Annotated in this window: 11 protein-coding genes; 6 read left to right on the plus strand and 5 right to left on the minus strand. The window is 32.3% G+C overall.

Annotated features, from left to right (window positions below):
* Positions 1 to 24 precede the first annotated feature (24 nt).
* The 3 genes from ACODH8_RS08515 to argF are packed head-to-tail and all read right to left on the minus strand — an operon-like array spanning position 25 to position 3,430.
* Positions 25 to 1,530, minus strand: a complete 1,506-nt coding sequence (locus ACODH8_RS08515; protein WP_332465226.1) for a YfcC family protein — start codon at positions 1,528 to 1,530, stop codon at positions 25 to 27.
* A 1-nt stretch (position 1,531) separates the two neighbouring features.
* Positions 1,532 to 2,473, minus strand: coding sequence for a carbamate kinase (arcC, locus tag ACODH8_RS08520; protein ID WP_332465137.1), 942 nt, complete (start codon positions 2,471 to 2,473; stop codon positions 1,532 to 1,534).
* Between the two features lie 18 nt (positions 2,474 to 2,491).
* Positions 2,492 to 3,430: an ornithine carbamoyltransferase gene (gene argF, locus ACODH8_RS08525; protein ID WP_332465136.1), complete on the minus strand. Its 939-nt coding sequence runs from the start codon at positions 3,428 to 3,430 to the stop codon at positions 2,492 to 2,494.
* Between the two features lie 169 nt (positions 3,431 to 3,599).
* On the opposite strand from argF, the gene ACODH8_RS08530 reads away from it, so the two are divergent.
* Positions 3,600 to 5,240, plus strand: coding sequence for a PucR family transcriptional regulator (locus ACODH8_RS08530; RefSeq protein ID WP_332465135.1), 1,641 nt, complete (start codon positions 3,600 to 3,602; stop codon positions 5,238 to 5,240).
* Between the two features lie 55 nt (positions 5,241 to 5,295).
* Here the strand turns inward: ACODH8_RS08530 and ACODH8_RS08535 are convergent, their stop codons facing one another.
* Positions 5,296 to 7,056, minus strand: a complete 1,761-nt coding sequence (locus ACODH8_RS08535) for an ABC transporter ATP-binding protein (protein WP_332465134.1) — start codon at positions 7,054 to 7,056, stop codon at positions 5,296 to 5,298.
* Positions 7,053 to 8,783 (minus strand): ABC transporter ATP-binding protein, encoded by a 1,731-nt coding sequence (locus tag ACODH8_RS08540; protein ID WP_332465133.1) that lies wholly within the window; start codon positions 8,781 to 8,783, stop codon positions 7,053 to 7,055. Before ACODH8_RS08540 ends, ACODH8_RS08535 begins: the two co-directional genes overlap by 4 nt.
* Positions 8,784 to 9,000: 217 nt before the next feature.
* On the opposite strand from ACODH8_RS08540, the gene ACODH8_RS08545 reads away from it, so the two are divergent.
* The 5 genes from ACODH8_RS08545 (at position 9,001) to ACODH8_RS08565 (ending at position 14,425) form a co-directional block, all read left to right on the plus strand.
* Positions 9,001 to 9,264, plus strand: a complete 264-nt coding sequence (locus ACODH8_RS08545) for a (4Fe-4S)-binding protein (protein WP_420504909.1) — start codon at positions 9,001 to 9,003, stop codon at positions 9,262 to 9,264.
* Positions 9,265 to 9,267: 3 nt separating this feature from the next.
* Entirely contained in the window at positions 9,268 to 9,540 is a 273-nt protein-coding gene (locus ACODH8_RS08550; protein ID WP_332465131.1) for a GNAT family N-acetyltransferase, read from the plus strand.
* Between the two features lie 299 nt (positions 9,541 to 9,839).
* Complete coding sequence (locus tag ACODH8_RS08555) at positions 9,840 to 10,055, plus strand: DNA-directed RNA polymerase subunit epsilon (RefSeq protein ID WP_332465130.1); 216 nt, start codon at positions 9,840 to 9,842, stop codon at positions 10,053 to 10,055.
* A gap of 2 nt (positions 10,056 to 10,057) precedes the next feature.
* Positions 10,058 to 11,731 (plus strand): ribonuclease J1, encoded by a 1,674-nt coding sequence (gene rnjA / locus ACODH8_RS08560; RefSeq protein WP_332465129.1) that lies wholly within the window; start codon positions 10,058 to 10,060, stop codon positions 11,729 to 11,731.
* A 153-nt stretch (positions 11,732 to 11,884) separates the two neighbouring features.
* Positions 11,885 to 14,425, plus strand: a complete 2,541-nt coding sequence (locus tag ACODH8_RS08565) for a phosphatidylglycerol lysyltransferase domain-containing protein (RefSeq protein ID WP_332465128.1) — start codon at positions 11,885 to 11,887, stop codon at positions 14,423 to 14,425.
* Positions 14,426 to 14,459: the final 34 nt, after the last annotated feature.

Genomic DNA, 14,459 nt, shown 5'->3' on the forward strand with positions numbered 1-14,459 from the left:
TTTTTCTCCTTATTTAAAAATAGTTTAGAATACAAATACGTTTACTAATAACAAAGCAACATAAGCAATAAAGAATATGAAAATATATTTTGATGAAGCTTTTAACCACGTTCCATAATTAACGTGAACTGCTTGAGTACAAGTCATAACAATTATCGAAGTTGGAGCAAATATTTTAACAAAACCTAACGCAAAATTATAAATCATAATCATAGCTGACTCTTCTATTCCACCAAAGATTGCTAATGGTGCCATAATTGACATTGTTGCCGCTGCTAATCCAGTTGAACTTGGAATAAAAGTGGCTAATAAAATATAAACCAAGAAACATACAATGATAAAAACAATGGTTGGTAAACTACCTAATGTTTTCTCACACGCATTTAAAATAGTTGCAGTAATATTTCCATCATTCATAATAACTTGAATCCCTCTTGCTAATGGAACTATAAAGGCTGTAGATACTAATCCTGCTGCGCCCTTAATTAAAATATTGATGGTTTTATCAATGCTGTAGCCCATAATAAAACCTGAAGCAACAGTCATAATAATTAATAATCCATTGATTTCATTGAAGTACCAACTACCAAAGGGCACCAAATCATTTCCAAGTAAAGCACTTGTAATCGTATTAGTATTTAACCAATCAGTCATCGTTTCAAATAGTGTAAAATTTTCATTTAATGATGTCCAAGGGATAAGTGACACAATCATAATAGCAAACGTTGCAATGAAAATGTAAAACACTTTTCTTTGACGTTTATCTAATGTTTCATTACCATCTCCAATACTTACAAACTCTTCAATATCTTGTTGGTGACGATAATACTGAACAGATTTTTCCGGATTCTTTTTAATTTTTTTAGCGTAACTACAAATTAAAAACGAAGTCAAACTCATTAGAACAACAAAAGATATTGCTCTAAAAATAATACCTTCACCAGGGCTAATACCTGCTATACCCGAAGCTATACCAGTTGAGAATGGGTTTACAATGGAAGCAGCACACCCAGCTTGGGTACCAAAAATAACAATCATCAATGCAACAATCGTATCTAAATTTAAAGAAAGAATAATCGGTAAAAACATTAACAGATACACAAAACCTTCTTCATAAGATCCTTGTACAGTTCCAAAAACTCCCATGATGAAAGTCAAAACAGTAATTAAAACAGTATGATTATTTTGATATTTTTTAGCAACGTTTTTTAACCCTATGTTAATAGCACCAACTGTATCCATCATTTCTAAAAAACTACCAAATAACATGACATTTAAAGAAATCGCAATAGCACCAGTTACTTCCTTATTTCCAACCATTCCAATGATTGGTGCCATGATAACATCCCACAAGCCTTGACGATTAGATTCAATCCTTGCATAAGTACCTGCTATATTTCTCCCTGCTTCGTCCACTTCATACATTCCACCAGGAATAAACCAAGTCATAATAGCGACTATAACTAATACAAAGAAAATAATGACATACGTATTGGGCGACTTAAACTTTTTCTTTGGAGCGGCTTCCATTTTATTTTCCCTCACTTTCGATAATCGTTCCTGCTTCTCCTTTCAATGCATCTACTAAACATTCAAAAGAAGTAATAATTCCTTTTTTACCTTTACCAGATTCAACAAATTTTACAACGGCTTCAACTTTCGGCATCATTGAACCTGCACTAAATTGACCTTCTTCTTGATACTTTTTCATTTCAAATACAGATATATTTCTGAGTTCTTTTTGATTTTCTGTACCATAATTAACATAAGCTACTGGGACTGCTGTCAGAACGATTAAAGTATCTGCATCAACTAATTCCGCTAAACATTCTGTAGCAAAATCTTTATCTATTACTGCTGGTACTCCCTCGTATCCTTCAGTTGTTTCAATAACAGGAATTCCGCCTCCACCACAAGCAATAACAATCTCACCACTATCAAACAATGTCTTAATTGCTTTTTTCTCCAAAATATCTAATGGTAGAGGGGACGCCACAACTCTCCTATATCCTCTACCTGAATCTTCTTTCATCGTAAAACCTTTTTCTTCAGCAATAATTTGTGCTTCTTCTTGAGTATAAAATTTACCAATTGGTTTTTGTAAATTAATAAAAGCTGGATCTTTTTCTGAAACTAACACCTGAGTTAGAACCGTACAAGCTTTCAATCCATTCTTTCTTTTGGTACATTCATTTGTTAGTTTATTTTGTAAATGATAACCAATATATCCTTCACTCATTGCTGTACACTCAGGAAACGGCATGTCATTTCCTGAGTCTTCAGCAGCAAAGTATTCTGTAAAAGCTAAATTAATCATACCAACTTGGGGACCATTTCCATGACTAATAATTAGTTGGTGACCTGATTCAATTAAGTCTATTAAAGAAGGAACAATCTGGTTAATCGCTTCTTTTTGTTCTTCAACATTATTTCCTAAGGCATTTCCACCTAATGCAATTACGATTTTTCCCATTTTGTTTGTTCTCCTTTATTAATCTGCTATGGCTGCAATAATTCCTTTAATCGAGTGCATACGGTTCTCACCTTCATCAAAAATAACTGATTGTGGACATTCCATTACTTCATCAGTCACTTCTTCTCCTCTGTGAGCTGGTAAACAGTGCATGAAAATAGCAGTCGGTTTAGCTTTAGCCATTGCTTCCATAGTAATTTGGTAAGGTTTGAAGGCTTCTTTCAAATATGCTACTTCTTCATCTGATTGTCCCATGCTATATTGAGACATGCCGTAAACGATATCTGCGTCTTTTAATGCTTCATCAAAGTCTTGAGTAAAGACAATTTTGGCACCTGATATTTCAGCTCGTTTATTTGCTTCTGCTAAAATGTCTGGATCTGGAACTAAACTTGCTGGACAAGCAATATACATATCAATTCCTAAAGTGGCACAGAAAATCATAGTTGTATAACAAACATTGTACAGATTACCTGAGTAACACATTTTTAACCCTTCATATTTGCCAAATTTTTCTTTAATCGTCATCATATCTGCAATCCCTTGAGTCGGATGCTCCAAAGCAGTTAATCCGTTAATAACAGGATTTTCCATCCACTTAGCACATTCTTCTACGATTTCATGACCAAATGTTCTAATAAACAAACCATCAAAATAGCGATCTAAAATACGGCATGTATCTTTTAAAGGTTCTCCTCTTGTCATCTGCATTTCGTCAGGTCGTAAATAAACTAACTTGATTCCTAAATCAGCTGCCGCTCTTTCTAAAGCATTTCTTGTTCTTGTACTATTTTTTTCAAATAGACCAGCCCATACCTGACCTTTAAAATATTCGTGAGGTTCTCTAGCTGTCCATTTTCTCTTAAAATCTAACGATAAGTCAGTTATGAACTCTAACTCCTCACGGTCCATATCTTTAAATGCTAAATAATCTTTTCCTTTAAATCGGTTTCTCATTGTAATAGCTCCTTTTTCATTTGATGACTTCATTTTAGATAGAATCTAGCGTAAAATGAATTGTATAAAAGCCTAAAAAGAAAGCGATTACATTGTGTGAAAAAACAATTGATATCTTTTCACAATCTATGATAATTAATATAAGGTCCTATTTGAAAGGAGTTTGAATATGAGTCAAACTATTACGATTAAAGACTTACTTAAATTAACGGAATTTCAAACAGCTGATATTATCGGTACCCAAGAATCTCTTATTAGAGAAGTATCTATTGTCACTGTCATGGATATGCCACATATCGAAGACTGGGTTAAAGAAAAAGAACTTCTTATAGTTGGTTTCTATATGGAAACTATTTTTGATGCTTCTTTTATTGAAAAAATGGCTGAAAAACAAATAGCCGGTTTAATAACCAAAAAAAAATTCAAAAAAAATATCACACCTGAACTGGTCAAAGTTTTACACTTTAACCATATTCCCTTATTAATTATTGAAGATAAGTTTAGTTGGAGTGATGTCATGACACCTATTCAGAAATTAATTATTGACCAACAAACATCAGTATTAAAAGAAACAAGGGAATTTCAAAAAGTTATTTTTAAATCACTATCTAATGAGCATTCTTTCCACGATCTCTGTACGGCTCTTTATAAAATAATGGGTATTTCCATTGCTATTTTAGATACCAACTACCACTTACTGGAATACTCTGATGATTTTTCTTGGCCTGAATTCACTGAACATTTACATTTAAATCCACCTAGAAATTGGAAAACACTTGGAGAAACTTCCCAAGGCCATATGAAGGATGGATTCATTGAAAAACAAAAGGAATGGACAGAACAGCAAATTCAATTATTTATATTACCTGTTTATCAGCAACAAAAACTAGTTAATTATTTAGTCATTAAGCAACCTCTTTCAGTTAATTCTTTAACCCCTGAATTACTTGAAAAAATTGATGTTTTTCAATCAGTTTATCTTTTAAAAAAAGCTTTTTACGACGAATTTCAAAAATCTAGTAACCATTACCAAAATCTAGTTTTCGAAGAAATCATGCATATGAAAGAACCAAATGAGGAAGAAAAAAAGCAATATAGTCTTAGTTTAGGTGCTGATTTAGAAAATAATTATCATGTTCTCTTGATAAAAGATATCTTAAACAAATGTCATTTATCTTTTACTGAAAAAAATGATTTATTCATTCGTTTTAAAGCAGCTTTAAAAGAGCAGAGTTTTATCAAACCTAACTGTTTAATTTTTACTAGAAAAAAATATTGGGTTCTTTTAATCCCTACTCCATTTAAGTATCCACAAAATTTTTTAACTTCTCTTAACTTATTTATGGAAGATTTTTTTAATCACCATGCTTTTGCTATTGGTGTTAGTAATGCTCATCCTTATTGGCAAATAGCCGCTGGATGGCAAGAAGCCAAACAAGCTGTTCGTTTTATCGAATCTAATCATTCTGAGGACCGAACTTTACTTTATGATAATATTGGTATTTTAAAGATGTTTACAGACGAACAAGGTAATATGAATCACTTATTTATTAATCAAATGCTTGAAACATACATCACTCCTCTTAAAGAGAGTGACGAAGTAAATCATACTGAGTTATTCCATACATTAGAAATTTACTTTGATACAGGCTTCTCCCATATAAAAACTAGTGATATCTTATATATTCACAAAAATACTCTTAGAGCGAGACTGGGACGAATTGAAGAAATTCTAGATATTAATTTGAAACAGACAGATCAATTAATGAATCTATATATTGCTTTAAAAGTATCTCAATTAATACGTTAATCTAAAAAAAGGATGACTTTTCAGTCATCCTTCATCCTTTTTATTTAATCATCTTCTATTCTGCTTCTTCTTGAAACTGGCTATTATATAGTTTTTCATAAAATCCTTCTTTAGCAAGTAAGGTTTCATGGGTTCCTTGTTCAATAATTCGCCCTTGATCCATTACTAAGATCAAGTCAGCATCACGAATGGTTGATAATCTATGGGCAATAACAAAACTTGTTCTGCCTTCCATTACTCTATCCATCGCTTTTTGAATCAAACCTTCTAACCTAGTATCCACAGAACTTGTTGCTTCGTCTAAAATTAAAATTTTAGGATCAGAGATAACTGCTCTGGCAATTGTTAACAATTGCTTTTGACCTAAGGAAACGTTATCTCCTTCCTCATTGATTAACATACTGTACCCATCTGGCATCGTTCTGATAAAGTGGTCCACATTAGCAGTTTTGGCTGCATCAACAACTTCATAATCAGTTGCATCCAATTTACCAAATCTAATATTCTCACCAATTGTATCATTGTACAACCAAGCATCTTGAAGCACCATACCGAATAAAGAACGAACATCACTTCGATTCATCTCTTTGGTATCAATGCCATCAATTTTGATAGCTCCTTCAGTTACATCATAAAAACGCATCAATAGATTAATCAATGTCGTTTTCCCAGCCCCAGTCGGACCAACAACTGCCACCGTTTGACCTGCTTTAACTTCAACATTGAAGTTTTGGATTAAAGGTTTTTCTGGATCATAACTAAATGACACATTTTCAAAACTAACGTTGCCTTCAATTACTTCTGGAAGTGGAATATCAACTTCGTTCACCACTTCCTCGTCTTCATCTAATATTTCAAAGACACGTTTTGTAGCTGCTGACGCACTTTGAATCACAGATGATAACTGAGTAATTTGCCCCATTGGTTGACTGACTTGCCAAACATATTGGATAAAGGCTTGTAAGTTTCCTAATAAAAGTGTTCCTTGAATAATGTAAAAAGAACCCGCAACTGCCACTCCAATATAAGCACTGTAAGCTGTTAAGTTAACTAATGGCATCATTAAGCCTGAAATAGCTGCTGCTCTGAAACCATTATGCGCTAACTTACCATTTACCTCTTTAAAATCAGTTAACGTCTGTTCTTCACGCCCATAAAGTTTCAATACACTAAAACCTGTTAAATTTTCTTGAACAAAACCATTTAGATTACCTAAAGATTCTTGTTGTTTCTTGAAATATTTTTGAGAGATATTCACAACAATTTTAGAAATAATAATTGATAAAGGGATGATCAACATCACGATTACTGCTAATTTTTTATCAATTAATAACATGGCTGTAATAGCCATCACAATTCCTAATAGCGCATTAATAATAGCTATAAAACTTTGTTGCATAGCATTACTTACAGCATCTACATCATTTGTTACACGAGATAACACATCGCCAAATTGATTTTTATCAAAATAAGAAACAGGTAGACGATTTATTTTTTGGTCTAAATCATGTCTTAAATCTCTCATTGAATGTTGAACAACATTTGTCATAAACATCTGTGATAAGAAGTTAGTTACACTCCATATTGCACCAATAATAAATAAAATAACCAAAATTTTGAAGATGTAATTGAAATCCACAGATTCACCATTTTTTATGTTTTGAGCAATTCTTGTAGTTGGTAGCCCAGTAACAAAAGGTAATACCGCGTTTAACGCAACTGCTGCAATAGCCATAAAAATAGCAAAAAAGAAAGTTCCTTTATAAGGAGAGATATAGGCATATAATCTAGTCATTGTTTTTAATGATTTTTTCATGCTAGTTCCTCCTCTGTTAATTGAGATGACGCAATATCATAGTAAATAGAACAATTCTTCAATAACTCACGGTGAGTTCCTGTTCCGATAACTTCTCCTTCATTAAGGACAACTATTTTATCAGCGTGCATAATGGTGCTCACTCGTTGCGCGACAATTAAAACCGTTGATTCTGTTGTTTCATGTTTTAATCTTGCTCGAAGAGTTGCATCCGTTTTGTAATCTAGGGCTGAAAAACTGTCATCAAAAACATAAATAGCAGGTTTTCTAATTAAAGCTCTAGCCATTGCTAGTCTTTGTTTTTGTCCTCCTGAGAAGTTAGAGCCTCCCTCAGAAATTGGCTCGTGTAGGCCTTTTTCTTTTTGAGCAATAAAATCTGTTGCTTGGGCAATATCAAGAGCTTCTCTCATCTCTTCTTCTGTGGCATCTGGTTTCCCGTATCTTAAGTTTTCTTCAATTGTTCCTGAGAATAATAAGGCTTTTTGTGGAATGTATCCTATTTTTTGACGTAAAGAAGCTAAATCATATTCTCTAACATCGACTCCATCAATAGTGATACTTCCACGAGAGACATCATAAAATCTAGGAATTAATTGAATCAAGGTTGATTTACCACTACCAGTACTCCCAATAAAAGCAATCGTTTCACCTGGTTTAGCAGTAAAAGACACATTTCTAATAACAGGACTTTCAGAATTACCAGGATAAGCAAAGCTAACATCTTTAAATTCAATAACCCCATTAGTTTTTGTTTCTTTTACACCATTATCAGGGTTTTTAATAGCTGGTTCCATATCTAGAACTTCTTGCACACGTCTAGCAGAAACAGCTGCTCTTGGGTACATCATAAATACAGATGAAAATAATAAGAATGAAAATAGAGCATGAAAAATATATTCAATGAAGGCAATTAAATTCCCTACTTCTAAACTACCAGCATCAATTTGAATACTTCCAAACCAAATTACTAAGACCATTACTAAGTTAAACAGGAAAAAGAAAGCTGGTTGAGCAGTCGCCATTAATTTAAATAATTTTTTAGAACTTGAGGTATAGTCCTGGTTTACTTTATCAAAGCGTTCCTCTTCAAAAGGTTCATTGACAAAGGCTCTAATTACTCGAAGTCCTGTCAGGTTTTCTCTTAATATCATGTTGATATTATCAAGATTTCCTTGTTGTTTATTAGATAATGGCTCTGAACGTTTTCCAATAATCAGGATACCACCTAAAAGTAACGGAAGAGCTCCAATAACAAATACAGTTAAGGAAGGACTTGTTCTAACAATCATAATAATACTTGAAATGAACATAATTGGTGTAATAAATCCCATTCTAAGAATCATTCCCATAAAAGTCATAACTTGAAAAGCATCATTTGTTGTTCGAGTGATTAATGAGGACATTCCAATTTTTTCATATTCTTGGTGAGAAAAACGTTGAATATTTTCCATCATGTCATTTCTCATGTGTTGAACAAGTCTTGTGTTAAGTCTTGCCCCTACAACGGCTAATCCTAGATACAGTACAATCCCTACTGCAATTGTTACAATCATATAGCCACCTATTTTTTTAACGTATTCAAAATCGTTATTCACAATTCCAACGTCTAACATTTTTGCGAGTAAAGTTGGTAAACCTAACTCAATTATCACGAACCCAAAGACACAAATCATATTAAGAAATAAGAGTCCTTTTTGGCGCATGGCATAGTGCCACATTGTTTTCATTTAATCGGCTCCTTACATTTGATTTTTTTATATGCTACAGACTAACATAACATACTTTTTATTTTTTTTCCTATGATATCCTTACTTTTTGATAGAGTTTTTTCAGAGTAGATTTCTCTTAAAATTAGACAACAATAAATAAATAGATAGTAATAAAAACAATAATAAACGTGCTATAATTAAATTAACAAAAATTCTACTGGAAGGAATGAATCACATGTCTAAAATTAATAAAAGTGACTTGTCAGAAGAACAGCTAACAGAACAAAATTACCGTAAATATTCTGGTGAAAAAATGGACATCTTTTACAATAAAGAAAAATGCCAACACGCGGCTAAGTGTGTGCAAGGCAATCCAGATGTTTTTGAAGTCGGTCGACGTCCTTGGATTATTACTGATAATGGAACAATAGCAGAGAATGAACACGTCCTAAATCAATGCCCTACTGGTGCTTTAAAATATTTATTAAAGGAGAATTAACAAATGGAGTATATTCAAGGAAATAAACGAATTACAGTTTTAAATGAAAAAAAAGAAGAAATTGGTGAAATCACTTGGACTAATGCAGGGGAATCCCTCATAATAATAGATCATACATTTGTTGAAAATGACTACCGAGGACAAGGAATTGCTGAAAAATTAGTCGCTTTAAGTGTTGATTTTGCAAGAGTTAACCAAGTAAAAGTCTTACCTTTATGTCCTTTTGCTAAAAAAGAATTTGACCAAAAAACAGAATACCACGATGTCTTAAAATAAGAGATTAAGAGACTATCATATAAGATTATCCCCTTATACGATAGTCTCTTTCTTTATGGGTTAATGTTTCTATACATCTTGTTATGATTATGATAGAATAAATCTAAATGTTGGAATTTTTTCCAACCTCAAGACGGTGAATTTTTATCTTATATTGAAACGAAAAAAAGCGTTTCATGTTACATATTAAAGCAAGTTTAATTGTAACTATACTTCAAACCAGGTGTAAAGAACACCTCAGTTTGTTGTGTTTAAAAATAAATAACTCACTAAATACATTTATTAAAGGGGATATTATTATGATCTATAAAGTATATTATCAAGAAGACAAAGCACGCAGCCCACAAAGAGAAAAAACAGTTTCATTATACATTGAAGCTTCTTCTCCAGTTGAAGCCAGAAAAATTATTGAAGAAAAAACAATCTACAATATTGAATTAATTCAAGAACTTGATGGCAATCATTTAGAATACGAAAAAGAACACGCTGATTTCAAACTTGTGGAGTTTGAGTAATTATGAAAGTTCAAATAAAAAACAATGAAACAGGTGTATTTGGCATCGGTGGACTTGGAGAAATCGGAAAGAATACTTACGGTGTTCAGTTCCAAGATGAAATCATCATGATTGATGCTGGAATTAAATTTCCAGAAGATGATTTATTAGGTATCGACTATGTCATCCCTGACTATCAATACATCCTTAAAAATTTAAGTAAAGTTAAAGCATTAATTATTACTCATGGACACGAAGACCACATTGGTGGCATTCCTTTTCTTTTAAAACAAGCTAATATTCCAATTTATGCTGGACCATTAGCTATGGCTTTAATCAGAAATAAACTTGATGAACATGGTCTATTAAGAGATGCTGAACTTCATGAAGTAAACGAAGATTCAGTTATTAAATTTAGAAAAACAAGTGTCAGCTTCTATCGTACAACTCATAGTATTCCAGAAGCCAATGGTGTTATTGTTAAAACGCCTTCTGGTAATGTTGTTTACTCTGGTGACTTTAAGTTTGACTTCACTCCAGTTGGTGAGCCTGCTGATTTACACAAAATGGCTAAACTTGGTGAAGAAGGCGTTCTTTGTTTACTTTCTGACAGTACAAATGCTGAAGTACCTGAATTTACTAAATCAGAAAAACTAATTGGCGAATCTATTTTACGTATTATTGAAAAAGTTGAAGGTCGTGTGATATTTGCAACTTTTGCTTCTAATATTTTCCGTTTACAACAAACAGCTGAAGCTGCTGTTAAAACTGGTCGTAAAATTGCAGTCTTTGGTCGTAGCATGGAAAACGCTATGGTTAATGGTCGCGCATTAGGCTATATAAATGTTCCTGATGAAACATTTATTGATAGTCGCGAAATTAATCAATACCCAGCTAACGAAATTATGATTTTATGTACTGGTTCTCAAGGTGAACCGATGGCTGCCCTTAGCCGTATTGCTAATGGAACTCATCGTCAAATCTCGATTCAGCCAGATGATACTGTTATCTTTTCAAGTTCTCCAATTCCAGGAAACACAACTAGTGTTAACCGTTTAATTAACCTGCTATCAGAAGCTGGTGCTAATGTTATTCACGGAAAAGTAAATAATATTCATACTTCTGGTCATGGTGGACAACAAGAGCAAAAATTATTATTACGTCTACTTAAACCAAAATTCTTTATTCCTGTACACGGTGAGTACCGCATGTTAAATGTTCATGCTCAATCAGCTCAAGCAACAGGTATTCCAAAAGAAAATTGTTTTATCTTAGAAAATGGTGATGTTTTAGCATTAACTCCTGATTCAGCAAGACGTGCTGGACATTTCAATGCTGATGACGTCTATGTAGATGGAAATGGCATTGGGGATATTGGCAATATCGTCTTAAAAGACCGACGTATTCTTTCTGAGGATGGTTTAGTTTTAGCTGTGGCAACTGTTGACTACAAAACACAAACAATTGTTGCTGGTCCTGATATTCTATCTCGCGGATTTATTTATATGAGAGAGTCTGGTGAGTTGATTCAAGAATCACAACGACTACTATTTAATACTATTCGTAAAGCACTTAAACAAAAAGATTGTAACGAAGCTATTCTTAATGAAGCTATTGTTAATACAATCCAACCTTTCTTAGTAGAAAAAACAGAACGACATCCGATGATTTTACCAGTTGTTCTAGAAGCAAATTAAGACAATCGACATCTAGTCCATTATCATGTGATTAGTTATATAGACTTTTCTAAGAAAAGCACTCAAACACCAAAAATTGAAAACAATTTTCGTGTCTGAGTGCTTTTTGCTTTATGAACTCTCTATGAATAAATCTAAAAGGAGTATTTCACTATGAAAAAATTTTTTAAAATTGCTATCGCTGCCATTATTTTTTTATTTTCAATGTTTAAATTAAAAGCAGAACTATCTTCAATTAATTTCAAAGATATCTTTACTGTTATTCAGGAACGATCTTTATTATCTATTGCTACCTTGATCTTCGTTAGCTTTTTAAGTATATGGGTACTAAGTCTTTATGATTTAGTTTTAGTTCGTTCTCAAAAATTAAAAGTACCTCTATTAAAAACAATTAAAATGAGTTGGATTATTAATTCTTTAAACGCGCTCCTTGGATTTGGTGGTATCATCGGTTCAACCATACGATACAACTACTTTAGTGCGTTCACTTCTTCTAAAGACGAAAAAAATCAACTTAAAAAAAGTATCTCACTTTTATTAGTCTCTATGTTAACCGGAATAGGTGTTTTATCCATTGCCGTTTTATTCAATTTTTTTCACCCGATCCCTCTATTAAATCAGAAGCCTTTTCTAAAAACTGGTCTTTTAGTCTTGGGAATAGCTGTTCCTTTATTTTTAATTACCACTACCATAAAGCCTCCTATTTCACATGATCGTTTCTTAAGTCTTAAATACACTCTAGTTTCTGTTTTAGATTACGTATCAGTCAGTCTAGTCATGTTTTTATCTCTTCGTTTTGTTGATGTTGATGTGAATTTTTGGCAAATGGAAATTATTTTTATTATCGCTTCTCTAGCTGGATTAATTAGTATGGTCCCTGGTGGTCTAGGTGCTTTTGATGTCATTTTCTTATTAGGAATGACTCAACAATTTCATGTATCTGAAGGTCCTATTCTTCTATCTTTAGTTTTTTATCGTTTGACTTATTATATTCTACCTTTTATTTTAGGTTTAATTCTTTCTGTAACTGAACTTCAAGTAATGACAGATACTAAATCAAAAGATCAAGAACCTAAAGAAGTTAAAGAAATCAGTCTTTTCACAAAAGAATTTGGAACTATTGTTGTTGATGTCACAAAAAAAAGAATTCAAGTTTTAATTAGATGGGTCATTATAATTTTATTCTTAATTGGAAATGTCTTCTTCTTCCAAGATGCTTTCTTAGGGATTTTCGCGATACCTTCCTCTGAAACGAATTTTTTTATTTGTCTGTTTGCTAGTATCTATCTTTTAGCTTCTCTTTACCTCATTCCAAATTACATTGGTTTGTATCACGGCTCTAAAGAAGCTATGACAAATACTGCTATTCTTTTAGTTTTAATTGTGATGAGTCAGATTGTGTTATTCAATCAATTGTATTTTATTGAAGGATTTATTTTTTCACTTATGTTACTTATTGTTCTTTACTTAGGAAGAAAAAGTTTTCCACTTCAATTAACGACACCCTCTCGTAAAGAAAAAGGAACATGGTTAATAACCTTAGTAATCACTATCTCAACCTTACTTACAATCTTAGACATAGCTGATTCTCTTGAACTCCCTGTTTATTCAGGCTTTTACTATTATGTTCTTTGTTTGTCACTTCTTTGGTTCTTATTCATTAGTATCAAGCGTTATCGTTTACGTTCTATCCATAAGTTTTCAGCCTTTGCTTTAGAAAATGACATGAATGATTCAAAAGAGACATATAAGGAAATTATTACAACTCATACTGGAAATAATCTAGCACATTTAGGTTTCTTACCAGCAAATACTGTTTTAAATGATACTAATCTTGAAGTGTCATGTATCTATCAAGAGAATCGTACTACTATTTTGATTTTAGGGGATCCTGTTGGTAATCAGTCTCAGTTTATTCCATTTATTAATAATCTACATGACTATGCTAGCCAAATCGGAAAGGAACTTATTTTCTACCAAACCTCTACTGACTTTATTCATATTTATACTCAGTTAAACTATAATCTTTTTAACTTAGGTGAAGAAGCTGAAGTTGATGTTACGACTTTTAAAATAACAGGAAATAAAGGAAAAGTGTTTAGACAATTAATAAATAAACAAGAAAATGAAGAAATTACCTTCCAAGTTGAAGAATCAACACCTGAATTAATCAATGAGTTACAAGTAATCTCAGATGCTTGGTTAGGTGATAAAAAAGAGATGAGTTTTTCACTTGGTGACTTTAACCCTACTTATCTTTCTCAAAATGCTATTGCTACATTGAGAAATAATAATGGAGAAGCGATTGCCTTTGCGTCCATCATGCCTACCTATGTGGATAATAAAATATCTGTGGATTTAATTAGATGGCTAGACAACCCTAATATTCCAATGATGGATTTACTTTATCTGAATTTGATTCTTTGGTCTAAAGAAAATGACTATACTATTTTTAATTTAGGCATGGCACCATTATCAAGTAGTTACAATAAATCAAACGACTTTTTAGATACCATTGTCACAAGTATTTATCAGAATTCATCTAGTCTATACTCCTTTAAAGGTCTCAGACAATATAAAAATAAATTTAAACCTAACTGGTACCCAAGATATCTTATTTATCCAAAAAAATTATCTGTGTATCAAGCTCTGTTGACTAGCTATAGAAACATTCATCCACATCGTAAAAAATAATATTTCTTCCAACTAGTCGAATAAAACGAAAAAA

It is taken from the genome of Vagococcus fluvialis (genome assembly GCF_048815235.1).
GTDB lineage: Bacteria > Bacillota > Bacilli > Lactobacillales > Vagococcaceae > Vagococcus.